The sequence below is a fragment of the Mesorhizobium sp. M0751 genome (assembly GCF_040320265.1).
Classification (GTDB): Bacteria; Pseudomonadota; Alphaproteobacteria; order Rhizobiales; family Rhizobiaceae; genus Mesorhizobium.
The window spans coordinates 45903-61738 of record NZ_JAMYPH010000008.1 but is presented as its reverse complement, the minus strand read 5'-3'; the positions used below and the strand labels follow the sequence as shown (position 1 = coordinate 61738).

Here is a 15836-nt window from a genome sequence, read left to right as displayed (position 1 = left end):
GATCCTGGCGACCGGCCGCGATGTGACGTGTTCCCTAGCGACTGAATTTGCGAAAAGCAAGCCGATCCTGGCCAAAAGTTTTTCAGTCATGCTTTGCCGTCATGCGCCGGCCGGCGAAGGCAAGATCGCGTCACGCGGCGGCCGAGCCCGATAGCCCGTAGTCTCGGACCAACCATTTGCGAATTGAAACGATCCGTAACGAAACGGTTCGTTACGCCGGCCGGCGCAGGCCGTTGCGGGCCTGGTCGAGCCGGACCGGCTGGTCGGGAATGGTGACGGCGAATGTGGTGCGGCCGCCGATGCTTTCGACCAGCTCCACCGTGCCGCCATGGGCGCGGATCAATTCGTGGGCGATCGCCAGGCCAAGGCCGGTGCCGCCGCTGCGGGCGGAGCCGCGAAATGCCGCGAACAGGTTTTCTCGCGCCTTCGGCGGCAGGCCGGGGCCGGTGTCGGTGACGACGATGCGGCTGACGCTGCCGATGCGCTCGGCCGATATGGTCAGGCGGCGCACCACCGCGCTCTCGGTGTCCGCCGCCATCGCCTGCACGGCGTTGCGGCTAAGATTGGTGAGCACGCGGAACAGCTGGTCGGAATCGGCGTCGACCTCGAGCACCGGGTCGACGGCGTTGACGAATTCGATACCGCATTCGATGTCGAGCAGGCCCTGGACGTCTTCGACCAGCTGGCGCAGCCGCAGCCTGCGGCGCGACGGCGGCGGCTCCTGGGTGCGGCCATAGGCCAGCACGCCCTCCGAATAGGACACCGCACGGTCGAGCGCGCGCAGCAGTTTTGGCGCGAAGGCCTGCACGGTCGGGTCCTTGACCTGGCGCAGGCGGTCCGACATCAGCTGCGCCGAGGCGAGGATGTTGCGCATGTCGTGGTTGATCTTCGACACGGCCAGGCCGAGATCGGCCAGGTGCTTCTGCTCGGTCAGCATCTTTTGCAGCCGCTCCTGCATCTGCGACAGCTCGCGTTCGGCGACGCCGATCTCGTCGCCCCGCGCGGCGGGGTGAATGATGCGACCGGGATCGTCGGGCGCCTCGGAAAAGGACAGCATCGAGCGTGTCATCGTCCTGATCGGGCCGATCATGATCAGGTCTATCGCGGCGTAGACCAGCATGGCGGTGAACAGCGAGATCAGCAACGAGACGAAGGCGACGTTGCGCGAATAGATCAGCATGGCATTGCGCAGGCGGTGGTCGGGCATGATCAGCTCGAATTCCTTGTCGCTGTCGCCGACCGGGCCGAAAACGCGCAGCATGCGCTTGCCGCCGAAAAACAGCGTGTCCAGCGCGCCGGTCATGCCCTTGATCATGCCGACATTGGCGATATCGATATGCTCGTCGACCTGCGGCGGCATTTCGGCCACGACCAGAAGCCGCGAGACGCCGCCGTCGCGCACGGCGATCGCCTTGGCGCCGATCGCCATCAGCACGTCGTTCTGGGCGGCACGCGACAGCGAGGCAGGTTCGCCCTGCACCAGGACGATTGAAACCGCGGCGGCCGTGCTCAGCCTCTCCTTCAGCCAGCTCAGCCTGTAGCTGGCAATCCAGGGCACGAAGATGAGGATTTCGGCCAAGAGCACGAAGACGATGGTGAGCAGCAGCAGCTTGGTCGACAGGCCGCGCGCCAGCGGCACCCTGCGGGTCGCCGCCTTCGCCTGGGCGATGCTTTCCTCGGTTGCTGGGACTTCACTCATGCTCGTCGTCACGGCTGCCTGTCATCACGGCTGCTTGTCTTAAGGACTGCTCGTCTTCACGATCGCTTGATCGGGTGAGATTAGGCGATTGCGGCTTTTTTGCCAAATTCATCCTTGGTCGAAGCCGGACAAAGGGCCGCAAGGCTTCCCTGCCGGGTCCGACAATGCCGGCCCGACGCTGGATTGACTTCCAAAACCCTTCTTTCTATAAGCCCGCTCACGCTCGGGCCATTCGTCCCGGCGCGGTTTCGATCGCGCCAAAACCGGCCCGGCAAAGCTCCTGTTACAAAGTGACAGAATCAAGAAGGGCCGCACCCCGCGGTATTTAAACAAATGAAGCGTACTTACCAGCCGTCCAAACTCGTCCGCAAACGCAGGCACGGTTTCCGTGCCCGCATGGCCACCAAAGGTGGCCGCGGCGTCGTCGCAGCCCGCCGCAACCGCGGCCGCAAGCGTCTCAGCGCCTGAGCACCAAGCGAGAGACAAGATCGTTGCCCGCAACCGGCAAGCCAACGGGTCACCATCCCAAGCGGCTTCTGAAGCGCGCGGAATTCCTGGCTGTCCGCCGTGGTGAAAAGCGCCGCGGGCGGCTTTTCCTCGTCGAGGTCCTGGGCCGCGACGACAGCGAGGCGCCGCGCGTCGGCTATACCGTCACCAGGAAGGTCGGCAACGCCGTCGTTCGCAACCGCATCCGGCGGCGGCTGAGAGAGGCCGTGCGCACGCATGCCGCGGATGACATGGCGCCGGGCAATGATTATGTCATCGTCGGGCGCGAAGACGTGCTTACCACTCCTTTCGGCCAGCTGAAGGCCGAACTCTCCCGCAGATTGCGTGGAACACGATAGGCCAAGGGCTTCGATGGAAAACAACCGCAACTTCTTCATCACCATCGCACTGTCGGTGCTGATCCTGGCGCTTTGGCAATATTTCTATGTGATGCCGCGCAGCGAGATGCAGCGCGAGGCCGCCCGCATCGAAGAGCAGCGCGTGGCGGAGCAGAAGAAGGCCGCCCAAGGCACCAGCCCGGGAGCCAGCGAAACACCGGTGCAGCCCGGCGCCATTCCGAGCGCGCCTGGCGGCGACGCGGTGACGCCGGCCGGCCGCGACCAGGCGATTGCCTCGACCAGCCGCGTCAAGATCGACACGCCGAGCCTCGAAGGCTCGATCAACCTCACCGGTGCGCGCCTCGATGACCTCCGGCTCAAGCATTACAGGGAGACGGTCGACAAGACCTCGCCCGAGATCGCCCTGCTCAACCCGGCGTCCCTGCCGAACGGCTATTTCGCCGAGATCGGCTTTTCTGGCGCGCCGGATGTGGGCACGCTGCCCGGCCCAGACACCGTCTGGCAGACCGATGGCAATGCGGCGCTGACACCGGCGACGCCGGTCACGCTGACCTTCACCAATGACAAGGGCCTGACCTTCAAGCGCACCTTCTCGGTTGACAGCCAATATATGTTCACCGTGTCCGACACGGTCCAGAACGACGGCTCGGCACCCGCGACGTTGTCGAACTATGGCCGCGTCACCCGTTTCGACAAGCCGGCTATCGCCAGCACCTATGTGCTGCACGAGGGCCTGATCGGCGTCACCGGCAGCGAAGGCCTGCAAGAGTACAAATACTCCAAGGTCGAATCGGAGAGAGAATTCAAGCCAGGCAAGTCGACCGACGGCTGGCTCGGCATCACCGATAAATACTGGGCGGTGACCCTGGTGCCGCCAGGCGGCCGCGAATTTCAGCCCAAATTCTCTTATTTCGAGTTCAAAAGCGGGCCTCACCCGCATAGCTACCAGTCCGATTTCCTGTCCGATCCGGTCACGATCGCTCCCGGGCAGTCAACGACCGTGGAGTCGGAGATATTCGCCGGCGCCAAGGAAGTTTCGACGATCAACGCCTACGAAAAGGACCGTCATATTCGCCAGTTCGACCTGCTGATCGACTGGGGCTGGTTCTATTTCATCACCAAGCCGATGTTCTGGCTGATCGACACGCTTTACAAATTCTTCGGCAATTTCGGCCTGGCGATCCTCGCCACCACCGTCATCGTCAAGGCGCTGTTCTTCCCACTCGCCAACAAATCCTATGCGTCGATGGCGAACATGAAGAAGGTGCAGCCCAAGATGCTCGAGATCCGCGAGAAATACGCGGACGACAAGATGAAGCAGCAGCAGGCGATGATGGAGCTCTACAAGACCGAGAAGATCAATCCGCTCGCCGGCTGCTGGCCGGTGGCGTTGCAGATCCCGGTGTTCTTCTCGCTCTACAAGGTGCTCTACATCACGATCGAGATGCGGCACGCGCCGTTCTTCGGCTGGATCCAGGATCTGGCGGCGCCGGACCCGACATCGATCTTCAACCTGTTCGGGCTGATCCCCGTTACCTTGCCGCACATGCTGATGATCGGCGTCTGGCCGCTGATCATGGGCGTGACGATGTTCCTGCAGATGCGCATGAACCCGGCGCCGCCGGACCCGACGCAGGCTGCGATCTTTACCTGGATGCCCGTGATCTTCACCTTCATGATGGCGGGTTTTCCGGCCGGCCTGGTCATCTACTGGGCCTGGAACAACACGCTGTCGATCCTGCAGCAGGGCGTGATCATGAAGCGGCAAGGCGCCAAGATCGAATTGTGGGACAATCTGGTCGCGCTGTTCCGCAAGAAACCGTCGCCGGCGGAATAGCCGGCGCTCCGATGATGCGAAACCAGAAAGCCCCGGTTCGTCCGGGGCTTTTTGCACAAGCTGCCGGCCTGGATTAAGCGATTGGTACTGCCGGACGGATCGCGCTATTTTGACCTGGCTGGCAGTTGCCCGACGGAGCTCGATATGACCGGACCCAATCCATCGATCAAGCATCCGATCCCGTTGCACACGCGCGTCGGCTTTCTGAAGCCGCTGGTGACGGCGCCGAATATCGAGATCGGCGACTTCACCTATTATGACGATCCGGACGGACCCGACAAATTCGCCGAAAAATGCGTGCTGCATCATTATCCGTTCATCGGCGACAGGCTGGTCATCGGCAAGTTCTGCGCCATTGCCGAAGGCGCGCGCTTCATCATGAACGGCGCCAATCACGCCATGTCCGGGTTTTCGACCTATCCGTTCAACATCTTTGGCCACGGCTGGGAGGAAGGCTTCGACCCGGCGACATGGTCGAAGGAGGTGCGCGGCGACACAATCGTCGGCAACGACGTCTGGATCGGCATGGAAGCGGTGATGCTGCCGGGCGTGAAGATCGGCGACGGCGCCATCGTCGCGGCAAAGTCGGTGGTGACGCACGATGTGCCGGCCTATGCGATCGTCGCCGGCAATCCGGCCAAGGTGGTGAAGATGCGCTTCGATGAAAGGACCATCCGGCGGCTGCTGGCGCTGGCGTGGTGGCACTGGCCGGTGGAAAAGATCAGCCGCAATCTCGATGCCATTCGTGGCAGCAATATTTTTCTTCTGGAGGCAGCGGTTTGAACGCGTTGAACAAGACCACGATCGGCATCGAATTGTTCACGCGAGCCTGGATCTTCATCCGCGGCGTGCCGGCGATGAAATTCCTGCCGCCGGAGGGACCGCCCGAGATCGCCTTTGCCGGCCGCTCCAATGTCGGCAAATCGTCGCTGATCAACGCGCTGGTCAACCAGAAGGGGCTGGCGCGCACCTCCAACACGCCGGGCCGGACGCAAGAGCTCAACTATTTCGTGCCGGGCGGATTTTCAGGAGAAGGCGCCGACCTGCCGCCGATGGCGCTGGTCGACATGCCGGGCTATGGCTACGCCACGGCGCCCAAGGAAAAGGTCGACGAGTGGACGAAGCTCGTGTTCGACTATCTCAAGGGCCGGGTGACGCTGAAGCGCGTCTACGTGCTGATCGATGCCCGCCATGGCATCAAGGCCAAGGACGACGAGGTGCTGTCGCTGCTCGACAAGGCGGCAGTGTCGTATCAGATCGTGCTGACCAAGACCGACAAGATCAAGGCGGCGGGGGTACCGCAGCTGATCGAGGAAACGCTCCAGACGATCAAGAAACGCCCGGCGGCATTTCCCTTCGTGCTCGCCACGTCGTCGGAAAAGAGCGAGGGCCTCGAGGAATTGCGTGCGGCGATCGTGCTCGCCGCCAATGGCGGATAGGCCACCGACCTTGGCAGCCTGTTAGGCGAGGCTGGAGGCCCGTTCCTGCTCTGCAAGCTGTTCGGTGCCGTAGGCCTTCAGGAACACGTCGACGCCCGACCTGACGATATGTTCGATCTCGGCCGCACTTGGCGCCTTGGTGCGATAGGCGAATATGCACTGGCGGAAAAGACCGGCCAGGCACAGCTCGGTGAACTGATAGGCGGCAAGCTCGACGTCGTCGATCTTCAGCAGGCCGCGTTCGATAGCCATGTTGAGGAAAACGACGACCCTGTCATGGCCGCGCTTCGGCCCGCGTTCGTAAAATCGCGCGCCAAGCTCCGGAATGCGTTCCGACGCGCCGATCACCGTACGCTGCGCCAGGATGACCCTCGCCGAAGTGATCTTCATGGACAGCACGATGCCGAACTTCACCAGCGTCTGGCGAAGGTCGCCGATCTGGTCGAGCACCTCGTACATGTTCTTGAAGATCGTGCCGCGCTCTTCCTCGATCAGCGCTTCGAACAGCTCTTCCTTATTGGCGAAGTAGACGTAGATGGTGCCCTTGGACACGCCGGCCTCACGGGTGATGTCGTTCATCGACGCGGCTTCGAAGCCCTTGTCGATGAAGACACGGCGCGCACCGTCGATGATCTGGCTGCGCTTGACCGGGTCTTGCCCCGCGGCCGGGCGGCCTCGCGGCAGACTGTCCAGCAGATCGCACTGGTCCTTGCCAGCGCTGGGCAATGGGCCTGAATCAGGCAAAGGAGCGGCCTTGGGGGCTTCGGCCATAATGTCACACCTCGTAAAATAATTCGAACCATCCGGTTCGATTGCTCTTGATATGGTCCTCTTTAAGCGCTAAGTCAACGTCTAGATCGAACCGAACGGTTCAGTCTGATGAAGTTCAGCGTCAGTTAATTTAGAGAGATATCATGTCCTCGAACGCGCCCACCAGTGCCGAAGTCCGCCCTTTCCCCAACGCCAAGGTCCAGCCTGCGATCGAAGCGCCGGAAGCCCCTCTCAAGCCCGCCGACGTCACCCCGCTGGCTCCCGCCAAGAAGAAGCGCTCGATGCGCTCCATGTTGTTGCCCATCATCGGCCTGGCCCTGCTGGGCGCCGGCGCCTGGTATGGCTATGATTACTGGACGGACGGGCGCTTCATGATTGCGACCGACGACGCCTATGTCCAGGCCGACACGGCGTTCATCTCGCCAAAAATCTCGGGCTATGTCGATCAGGTCAAAGTGACCGAGAACCAGCAGGTGAAGGCCGGCGACCCGCTGCTGATCGTCGATGACGGTGACTACAAGATAGCCGTTGCCCAGGCCGAGGCGCAGATCGCCACGTTGAGCAAGACGCTCGACCGCATCGATGCCCAGACCGAGGCGGCGCGCGCCTCGCTCAAGCAGGCGCAGGCGCAGAAGACCGCCGACCAGGCCGCTGCCGATAATGCCAAGCGAGCTCAGGTTCGTGCCGCCCAGTTGCTCAAGACTCGCGTCGGTACCCAGGCCCAGTTGGACGATGCCCAGACGGCGGTCGAGCAAGCCAATGCCGCGCTTGCCGGCGCCGACGCACAGATCGCGGCGGCTCAAGCCAATATCGGCGTGCTCCAGGCGCAGCGCGCGGAATCGGCCAGCACGCTGGCCTCGCTGCAGCTTGCCCACGACAAGGCGGTGCGGGATCTGTCCTTCACCGTGTTGCGCGCACCCTATGACGGCGTGGTCGGCAACCGCTCGGTCGAGCAGGGCGACCTGATCAGCCCCGGACAGAAGCTCGCCGTCATCGTGCCAATGGACAAGCTCTACATCGTCGCCAATTTCAAGGAGACCCAGCTTGCCCGGCTGGTGCCTGGTGAAAAGGTCAGGGTGTCGGTCGACGCTATCGACGGCCAGGACATCGAGGGTACCGTGTCGTCGCTGGCGCCGGCTTCGGGAGCAGTGTTCTCGCTGCTGCCGCCGGAGAACGCCACCGGCAATTTCACCAAGGTGGTGCAGCGCGTTCCGGTTCGCATCGACGTGCCCGCGGATGTGCTGAAGACGGGCAAGCTGCGCGCCGGCCTGAGCGTCGTCGTCGCTGTCGACAGCCGCACCGCGCCTTCGGCATCGAAGTAAAGCGGAACGACCGGGAGCAAAGGTCATGGCGACCGCAACCCTGACTGCAGGATCGACACCGGCGCCAGCCATGCCGGTGCCGGTCGACCACATCTCGACACGCCGCGTCATCGCCTTCCTGGCAATGGTGTTCGGCATGTTCATGGCCATCCTGGACATCCAGATCGTCTCGGCCTCGCTGGCCGAGATCCAGGCGGGCCTGAGCGCCAGCTCGGACGAGATTCCGTGGGTGCAGACGGCCTATCTGATTGCCGAGGTGGTGATGATCCCGCTGTCGGGCTTCCTCAGCCGGATGCTGTCGACGCGCGTGCTGTTCACGATCTCGGCGGCAGGCTTCACCGCGGCCAGCGCGCTGGCGGCGACCGCAACCAATATCGACCAGATGATCGTCTACCGGGCCGTGCAGGGCTTCATCGGCGGCGGCATGATCCCGAGCGTCTTTGCAGCCGCCTTCACCATCTTCCCGCCGTCGCGCCGTGCCGTCGTCTCGCCGATGATCGGCCTGGTAGCGACCTTGGCGCCGACCATCGGCCCGACCGTCGGCGGCTATATCAGCCATGCGATGTCCTGGCACTGGCTGTTCCTGGTCAATGTCGTGCCCGGCATTCTGGTGACGACGGCCGCCTGGTCGCTGATCGACTTCGACAAACCCAATCTCAAGCTGTTCAGCAAGTTCGACTGGTGGGGGCTCGCCGGCATGGCCGCCTTCCTGGGCTGCATGGAATATGTGCTGGAAGAAGGTCCCAACAACGACTGGTTGCAGGATCAGGCGGTGCTCGTTTGCGCCATCATCATGACCTTCGGCGCGGTGCTGTTCTTCTGGCGCGTGTTCACCGCCGAGGAGCCGATTGTCGATCTGAGGGCCTTCAGCAATATCAATTTTGCCTTCGGCTCGCTGTTCTCCTTCGTCGTCGGCATCGGCCTCTACGGTCTGACCTATCTTTATCCGGTGTTCCTGGGGCGCATCCGCGGCTACGATTCGATGATGATCGGCGAGGCGCTGTTCGTCAGCGGCCTGGCCATGTTCTTCACCGCGCCGATCTCCGGCATCCTGTCGAACAAGATGGACCCGCGCATCATGATGATGATCGGCTTCTTCGGCTTCGCCACCGGGACCTGGTGGATGACGCATCTCACCGCCGACTGGGATTTCTATGAACTGCTGATCCCGCAGATCCTGCGCGGCTGCTCGATGATGCTTTGCATGGTGCCGATCAACAACATTGCGCTCGGAACCTTGCCGCCGGAGCGCCTGAAGAATGCGTCTGGCCTGTTCAACCTGACCCGCAATCTCGGCGGTGCCGTCGGCCTGGCCGTCATCAACACTGTGCTGATCGACCGCAATGCCTTCCACTACGCCAGGCTCTCCGAGCACGTGCAATGGGGAAGTGCCGCTGCGCAGCAGAAGCTGCAGAACATGACGGTCAACTTCGAGCAGACCGCTGGGCTCGACGCCTCCAAGGCGGCCATCTCCAAACTGTCAGGCATGGTCCAGCAGCAGGCATCGCTGCTGTCGTTCATGGACGTATTCTTCATGCTGACGGTTTTGTTCGCGACGCTTGGGCTCTTCACCCTGGTGATCCGCAAGCCAGCCGCTCAGGGCGGCGGTGGCGGAGGCCATTGAGGCGCGCCGGATCCCCCGCCTGGCGCCCTCGCGCATGACCCCGAAAAGCGATTTTCGGGGTCATGCGCAAATCAACCATTATGAAGTCTTGGAGCGGCGGACACTCCACCGCTCCAACTTTTTGTTTGAGCATCGGATTTTCCCAAAACCGCTTCGCACTTTTGGGTCCGATGCTCTAGCGCGCTCCGACAAAGTCAGGGTCGCAGCCGTCCTCACGCCGTCGCCGGCTTGAAGGTCAAGGCGACGCCGTTGATGCAATGCCGCAACCCGGTCGGCGGCGGGCCGTCGTCGAAGACGTGGCCGAGATGGCCACCGCAGCGGCGACAATGGACCTCGGTGCGGGTCATGCCCAACGACCTGTCCACGGTCTTGCCGATGGAATTCGGGATTTCCTGCCAGAAGCTCGGCCAGCCTGTGCCGGAATCGAACTTGGTCTCTGACGAATAGACCGGCAGGCCGCAGCCGGCGCAAGCGAAGATGCCTTTGCGGTGCTCGTTGAGCAGCGGACTGGTGCCGGGATATTCGGTGCCCTCCTTGCGCAGCACATTGAAGGACGCGTCGGACAGGATGGCGCGCCACTCGGCTTCGGTCTTAGTAACCTCGAAAGTCTCGGCCGCGCGTGCATCCTGGGCTCCGCCCATACGCAGCGCGGTGGCGCCTGCGACAACGCCAATGGCTGCCGCACCACTCAAAAGAAGCTCGCGACGGTTCATGGCCATTCCTCCTGTTACTGCTTGTGCCAAATTCGACCGCCACACGGAAATCAAAAGCCGGTGACGATCGCTGTCCTCAAAGCGGGACTCCGCGCCTGTCCACATCTTGCGTGAACGGCGCGGAGCGTGCGCAGGGAGGCCCTTAGCGATATCTTCGCCGGCAGCGTGCGTTTGTTACATCTTCGGCAGGAGAACCTTGTCGACGACGTGGATGACGCCGTTGGACTGCTCGACGTCGGCGATCGTCACGTTCGCGACGTTGCCGTTCTCGTCGGTCACGGTGACCTTGCCGCCGTCGGCCTTGAGCGACAGTTCGCAACCACCGACCGTCTTGACCTTATGGGTGCCGCCGTCATCCTTGACCATCTTGGCGACGTCGGCGGCCATCGCCTTGGCGCCGATGACATGGCAGGTCAGTATCTTGACGAGCTTGTCCTTGTTTTCAGGCTTGAGCAGCGTCTCCACCGTGCCGGCCGGAAGTGCCGCAAAGGCCTCGTTGGTCGGCGCGAATACGGTGAAAGGGCCGGCGCTCTGCAGCGTGTCGACCAGGCCGCCTGCCTTGACGGCAGCGACCAGCGTCGTGTGGTCCTTCGAGTTGACCGCATTTTCGACGATGTTTTTCTGGGCATACATGGCGGCGCCGCCGACCATCGGATTTTGGGCATAGGCAATGGTGGCGAGCGCAGAAATGGCGACCGTGCCGGCAAGCAAAAGGGTGGCGAATTTACGCATGATTTCAATCTCCTCGGGTTATCGTTCCCCTCATTCGGGAACGCAAGGAGATACGCTATAGAAAATTCCGGAGTTTCGTCCTCTCCGCAAAAAAATATTGTGTCGCTGAAATTTGCCCGGCGCGGATCAACAGCTGCCAACACGCTTTGCAGGCGTTTAAATCGTGGGAGATAGATTTCAGGTCTGCTTCCACAGATGAGAAGCGGTCAGATGCTCTTCAGATCGCCCGCTGCGACCACCGGTCCAGTCGGCTGGCCGGTCGGTGAACCGCCGGCAGGCTCGACGCTGACCGCAAGCACGGCGCCTTGCGCCAATTTCTCCTGGACGGCGGGCGGGATGGCCAAATGCGCGGTCGCACCGGCCGGGATGACGCCCATCGACACCGGCGCCTTCTTGCCTTCGATCATCCACAATTCGAAGTCCTTGCCGGCGGCCCGCTCGCCGGAAACGTGGGAAAGACCGACCTCGTGACGGGCGGCATCGTAGACGACGAGATATTTGACGTCGCTGCCTTCGGCCGCCAACGAGGCGACAAGCCGCGTCTGCGGCGGTTCGGTGGGCGGGCCGAAGTAAGGCACGGCGATGTAGATCGCCAGCGCCGCAATGGCGGCGGCGGCAAGACCGCGCCAGAAGCCAAGGCTCGACCAGAGGCCGGCGCGCTGCTCTGCAGCGAACAGCCGGCGGTCCAATGCTTCCTTGACCCTGATCGGAGGCTCTGTCTCCGAATAGGCGGCGGCCATCGGCGAAAGATGCGCCTCCCAGCTATCGACAAGGCGTGCGAAGGCGGCGTCAGCATCGATGCGGCGCGACGCGATCTCGCGTTCATCGGCGGCCAGCACGCCAAGAACGTATTCGGCGGCGAACAGGTCGTCGCCCCCACGTTCCGGTCCATTGTCGTCAGCCAGCGTCATCTTTCTAGGCATTCTCTCAGTTTCAACAAGCTGCGACGCAGCCAGGTCCGCATCGTGTTCAGCGGTACGCCATAGCGCTCCGCCAGTTCAGCATAGCTTTTGCCATCCAGATAGGCGCCCCGGACGGCCGCCGCCCGGTCCTTCTCCAATTCCTCGAGACAGTGGTAGATGCGTCCGGACTCACCGCCCGCCACGGCCATGGCCTCCGGCCCCGGCGCCGGATCGGCCACGTCGAGCGCGGCATCGATATAGGCGGCAGGCTCTCGCCGCGCCCTGATCCGATCGATCGCATGATTGCGCGCAATGGCCACCAGCCAGGAGATCGGGCTCAGATCCGAAACGGCGAAACGGTCCGCCTTCGTCCATATCTTGACGAAGACCTCTTGAAGCGCCTCTTCTGCATCTCCCCGATCCTTCAATACACGAAGGCAGACGCCGAAAAGTTTCGCGCTGGTCTGCCGGTACAGCAGATCGAACGCAGCCCGGTCCTTCATCGAAGTCCGGACAATCAGGTTGCTGATGTCCTGCGGCGTCATCGGCCGCCAAATTAGGCGATTGCAATGTATTTGCAACGACTGAAATGGTCTTGCGCACCGGCAGCGCCAGGCAGTGGGTCAGTTTGAAATTCGGCCTTCAAATGGCCGACCTTGGCTATATCAGTTCCCGCAAATTGAAGGTCGAAGGAAACCCCGACAGGAAGCATGTCAGCACGTCATTTGCCGAGTGCCAGACCTGAGCAGGCGGATGCGCATGCGCCGCTTCACTCGTCTGACCAACGGCTTTTCCAAGAAGGTCGAGGCTCACGCCAACGCGGTTTCGCTCCACTTGATGTACTACAATTTCGTCCGTATCCATGCTTCACTGCGCATTACCCCGCGATAGCCGCTGGTGTGAACGACAAGCTCTTGGAGATCGCAGACATCGTCGCGCTGATCGAAGCTAAGGAAGCTGAAAAGCCAATGGTGCGCGGCTCCTATAAAAAACGTGCGGAGAACCATGAGGACCTTTGCCGAGAGGCTAGTTGGAAAGTCGATTAAGAGCATCGAGAGCGGCGATCCCGGCTACTGCATTAGCGTCATACTTTCTGATGGGGCCGGATTCGCCGTAAATACAGAGGTTACTGCGCGCCTACCGGAAGCGCATGAGAAACTCATCGAGCGGGTTTCCATCACAGAGAGGGAAGTCACCTTACACGTGAGCGGCGACGGTTTTGTGGGCATTTCTATTGATCGAGAGCGCTTCCCAAAAGTGGTTGAGTTTTTCGTCTATAGCGACGACGAAGGGATGGTGGTTGAAAACTAAGGGGTCGGTTTCAAACTGACCCACTACCCAGCGCCTGCGTCGATTGCCAAGGAAATCGGCGCCCGCTAGCTTGCCATGAGCGGGAGGGCGACCATGTCGATCGAGCGGGTTCTGTGGGAGCATGACGCGACCGGCCAGGCCGCACTCGTGCACAAGGGAGAGATCACACCGCAAGATCTCGTCGATGCGGCGATCGCCCGGGCCGAGGCCACCCGGCCGGAGATCAACGCCATCGCCGAACCGCTTTATGAGGCGGCGCGGGCGAGAGCGAAAACCGTCGACCGCAAGCTGCCACTTGCCGGAGTGCCCTTTGCGTTGAAGGACCTCGGCATCGCCATGAAGGGCGTGCCGACGCATGGCGGCAGCCGCATCCCAGCCTTCACCCCCGATTTCAACTCGGTCATGACGGAACGCTATCTGGCCGCCGGCCTGATCCCGATCGCCACCAGCACCGCACCCGAACACGGGTTGAGGCTGGTGACCGAGTCGGTGGCTTACGGCGTCACCCGCAACCCATGGGACACCGCGCACACGACCGGCGGTTCCTCGGGCGGTGCGGCTGCGCTGGTCGCGGCCGGCGTCGTGCCGGTGGCGCATGCCTCGGATGGCGGCGGCTCGATCAGGGTGCCTGCGGCCTGTACCGGGCTGGTCGGGTTGAAAACCTCGCGCGGCCGCGTGCCCTTGACGCCGCTCATCACCGAAAGCTGGTACGGCTTCGTCGTCGACCATGCGTTGGCCCGCTCGGTGCGCGATACGGCCCTGCTGCTCGATCTGACCCACGGGCCCGACCCGCTGTCGCCCTACGCGGCACCGTCGCCGAACGGCAGTTTCGCCGCGGCGGCCGGGCGCGATCCGGGCAAGCTCAAGCTCGCCTTCTACCGAAAATCGCCGCTCGGCCTGCCGATTTCGGAAGAAACCTTGAAAGCTCTGGATGCGGCAATTGCGTTGGCGCGCGAGGGCGGGCACAGCGTCGAGGAGATCGACCTGCCCTATATCGATCGCGATTTCATCGCCGATTTCGCCCGAACCGTCGCCGCGGCGGTGGCCGGCACGATGCGTGGCGAGGCCTTGCGCGTCGGCCGCTCCATCTCAGGCGACATCGAACGCGCCACGCGCGTGATGAGCCGGTTCGGTGAAATCCTCTCGGCCGGCGAAATCTATGCCGGCCTGCAGCGGCTGCACGCAACCTCGCGCCGGCTTCTCACCGAAACCGCGCACTATGATGCAGTGCTGATGCCTGTCATCGCGCACCCGCCGCTCGCCTGCCGCACCATGGACCCGAAAGGCGCCGACGAATTCATCGAGAATGTCCTGGACAGACTGCGCCTCGCCGGCCTGCTGAAGTTCAAGCCGCTATTCGGCCAGCTGATGGACAAGAGCCTCTGGTTCACCCACTGGCCGGCGATCCAGAACGTCAGTGGGCAACCGTCGATCACGCTTCCGGTTTACGTGACCGATGCCGGCCTGCCGCTCGGCGTCCAGGCCGCCGGCCGACCCGGCGACGAGGAGACGCTTTTGTCGTTCGCCGCGCAGATGGAAAAGATCTCCGGATGGCTGGGCCGGCGCGCGCCGCTGCAGGTGCCGGCATAGACCCATGATCCGGAAAGGTGAGAACCGGTTTTCGGACAAGATCATGGTCAAACAAATAGTAGTACCGATTTGATCGATCGTGACAGCAAAGCCGTTTGCCCCCTCGTCCAATTCCCGCTAAGACGCCGCCGTTCATGCCAAGCTGGGAACCACGCCGATGACGGATGTCGCCGCCACCGCCGAAATGCAGGCCGCGCTGCTTTCAAGGGCGCTGCCCTATATGCAGCGCTACGAGAACAAGACGGTCGTGGTGAAGTATGGCGGCCACGCGATGGGCGACATCGCGCTCGGCAAGGCTTTCGCCCGCGACATCGCACTTTTGAAACAATCCGGCGTCAACCCCATCGTCGTGCATGGCGGCGGGCCGCAGATCGGCGCCATGCTCAGTAAGATGGGCATCGAATCCAAATTCGAGGGCGGCTTGCGCGTCACCGACCAGAAGACCGTCGAGATTGTCGAGATGGTGCTGGCCGGGTCGATCAACAAGGAGATCGTCGCGCTGATCAATGCCGAGGGCGAGTGGGCGATCGGCCTGTGCGGCAAGGACGGCAACATGGTGTTTGCCGAAAAGGCGCGCAAGACCATGATCGATCCGGATTCCAACATCGAGCGGGTGCTCGACCTGGGCTTCGTCGGTGAGCCTGTCGAGGTCGACCGCACATTGCTCGACCTTCTGGCACGATCCGAAATGATCCCGGTGCTGGCGCCGGTGGCGCCCGGCCGCGACGGCCACACCTACAACATCAACGCCGACACTTTTGCCGGCGCCATCGCCGGCGCCTGCCAGGCGACGCGCCTGCTGTTCCTCACCGACGTGCCCGGCGTGCTCGACAAGGACAAGAAGCTGATCGACGAGCTGACCGTGGCCGAGGCCACGGCCCTGATCAAGGACGGCACGGTCTCGGGCGGCATGATCCCCAAGGTCGAGACCTGCATCGAGGCAATCGAGCGCGGCGTCGCAGGCGTCGTCATCCTCAACGGCAAGACGCCGCATGCGGTGCTGCTCGAGCTGTTCACCGAACACGGTGCCGGCACGCTGATCGTGCCGTGA

Annotated in this window: 16 protein-coding genes and 1 pseudogene; 11 read left to right on the top strand and 6 right to left on the bottom strand. The window is 62.7% G+C overall.

The window, feature by feature from the left end:
- Positions 1 to 211: 211 nt before the first annotated feature.
- Positions 212 to 1699, bottom strand: coding sequence for an ATP-binding protein (locus NKI19_RS14765; protein WP_352490511.1), 1488 nt, complete (start codon positions 1697 to 1699; stop codon positions 212 to 214).
- 333 nt (positions 1700 to 2032) lie between these two features.
- Between NKI19_RS14765 and rpmH the strand changes: the two genes are divergently transcribed.
- From rpmH to yihA, 5 genes are all read left to right on the top strand, one after another.
- On the top strand, positions 2033 to 2167 hold the full coding sequence (gene rpmH / locus NKI19_RS14760) for a 50S ribosomal protein L34 (RefSeq protein ID WP_008833937.1): 135 nt from the start codon (positions 2033 to 2035) through the stop codon (positions 2165 to 2167).
- A 23-nt stretch (positions 2168 to 2190) separates the two neighbouring features.
- Positions 2191 to 2544, top strand: coding sequence for a ribonuclease P protein component (gene rnpA / locus NKI19_RS14755; RefSeq protein WP_352490512.1), 354 nt, complete (start codon positions 2191 to 2193; stop codon positions 2542 to 2544).
- Between the two features lie 13 nt (positions 2545 to 2557).
- A complete protein-coding gene (gene yidC / locus NKI19_RS14750; protein ID WP_352490513.1) occupies positions 2558 to 4381 on the top strand; it encodes a membrane protein insertase YidC in 1824 nt (607 codons plus the stop codon).
- A gap of 144 nt (positions 4382 to 4525) precedes the next feature.
- The gene (locus NKI19_RS14745) at positions 4526 to 5164 is read left to right on the top strand and encodes a CatB-related O-acetyltransferase (protein WP_352490514.1); all 639 of its coding nucleotides are present in this window, start codon (positions 4526 to 4528) and stop codon (positions 5162 to 5164) included.
- Positions 5161 to 5820 carry a ribosome biogenesis GTP-binding protein YihA/YsxC gene (gene yihA, locus NKI19_RS14740; RefSeq protein ID WP_352490515.1) on the top strand — a complete coding sequence of 220 codons (660 nt, stop codon included), beginning with the start codon at positions 5161 to 5163 and terminating at the stop codon, positions 5818 to 5820. Before NKI19_RS14745 ends, yihA begins: the two co-directional genes overlap by 4 nt.
- 21 nt (positions 5821 to 5841) lie before the next feature.
- Here yihA and NKI19_RS14735 read toward each other — a convergent pair whose 3' ends face one another.
- Positions 5842 to 6591, bottom strand: a complete 750-nt coding sequence (locus NKI19_RS14735) for a TetR/AcrR family transcriptional regulator (protein WP_352490516.1) — start codon at positions 6589 to 6591, stop codon at positions 5842 to 5844.
- Positions 6592 to 6734: 143 nt separating this feature from the next.
- On the opposite strand from NKI19_RS14735, the gene NKI19_RS14730 reads away from it, so the two are divergent.
- Positions 6735 to 7913, top strand: coding sequence for an HlyD family secretion protein (locus NKI19_RS14730; protein ID WP_352490517.1), 1179 nt, complete (start codon positions 6735 to 6737; stop codon positions 7911 to 7913).
- A 70-nt stretch (positions 7914 to 7983) separates the two neighbouring features.
- The gene (locus NKI19_RS14725) at positions 7984 to 9537 is read left to right on the top strand and encodes a DHA2 family efflux MFS transporter permease subunit (protein WP_352490571.1); all 1554 of its coding nucleotides are present in this window, start codon (positions 7984 to 7986) and stop codon (positions 9535 to 9537) included.
- A 212-nt stretch (positions 9538 to 9749) separates the two neighbouring features.
- Here NKI19_RS14725 and msrB read toward each other — a convergent pair whose 3' ends face one another.
- From msrB to NKI19_RS14705, 4 genes are all read right to left on the bottom strand, one after another.
- Positions 9750 to 10250: a peptide-methionine (R)-S-oxide reductase MsrB gene (gene msrB / locus NKI19_RS14720; protein WP_352490518.1), complete on the bottom strand. Its 501-nt coding sequence runs from the start codon at positions 10248 to 10250 to the stop codon at positions 9750 to 9752.
- A gap of 174 nt (positions 10251 to 10424) precedes the next feature.
- Positions 10425 to 10982 (bottom strand): fasciclin domain-containing protein, encoded by a 558-nt coding sequence (locus tag NKI19_RS14715; RefSeq protein ID WP_352565646.1) that lies wholly within the window; start codon positions 10980 to 10982, stop codon positions 10425 to 10427.
- 206 nt (positions 10983 to 11188) lie between these two features.
- Positions 11189 to 11893: an anti-sigma factor gene (locus NKI19_RS14710; protein WP_352490572.1), complete on the bottom strand. Its 705-nt coding sequence runs from the start codon at positions 11891 to 11893 to the stop codon at positions 11189 to 11191.
- A complete protein-coding gene (locus NKI19_RS14705) occupies positions 11890 to 12429 on the bottom strand; it encodes a sigma-70 family RNA polymerase sigma factor (RefSeq protein WP_023718207.1) in 540 nt (179 codons plus the stop codon). The genes NKI19_RS14710 and NKI19_RS14705 overlap by 4 nt, the downstream gene beginning before the upstream one ends.
- 131 nt (positions 12430 to 12560) lie before the next feature.
- On the opposite strand from NKI19_RS14705, the pseudogene NKI19_RS14700 reads away from it, so the two are divergent.
- The 4 genes and pseudogenes from NKI19_RS14700 to argB form a co-directional block, all read left to right on the top strand.
- Positions 12561 to 12930 (top strand): annotated as a pseudogene (locus NKI19_RS14700) (hypothetical protein); the annotation flags it as partial.
- Positions 12890 to 13195, top strand: coding sequence for a hypothetical protein (locus tag NKI19_RS14695; protein WP_352490520.1), 306 nt, complete (start codon positions 12890 to 12892; stop codon positions 13193 to 13195). The pseudogene NKI19_RS14700 and the gene NKI19_RS14695, both read left to right, overlap by 41 nt.
- Positions 13196 to 13288: 93 nt before the next feature.
- Positions 13289 to 14785: an amidase gene (locus tag NKI19_RS14690; RefSeq protein WP_352490521.1), complete on the top strand. Its 1497-nt coding sequence runs from the start codon at positions 13289 to 13291 to the stop codon at positions 14783 to 14785.
- A 157-nt stretch (positions 14786 to 14942) separates the two neighbouring features.
- Positions 14943 to 15836 (top strand): acetylglutamate kinase, encoded by an 894-nt coding sequence (gene argB, locus NKI19_RS14685; RefSeq protein WP_352490522.1) that lies wholly within the window; start codon positions 14943 to 14945, stop codon positions 15834 to 15836.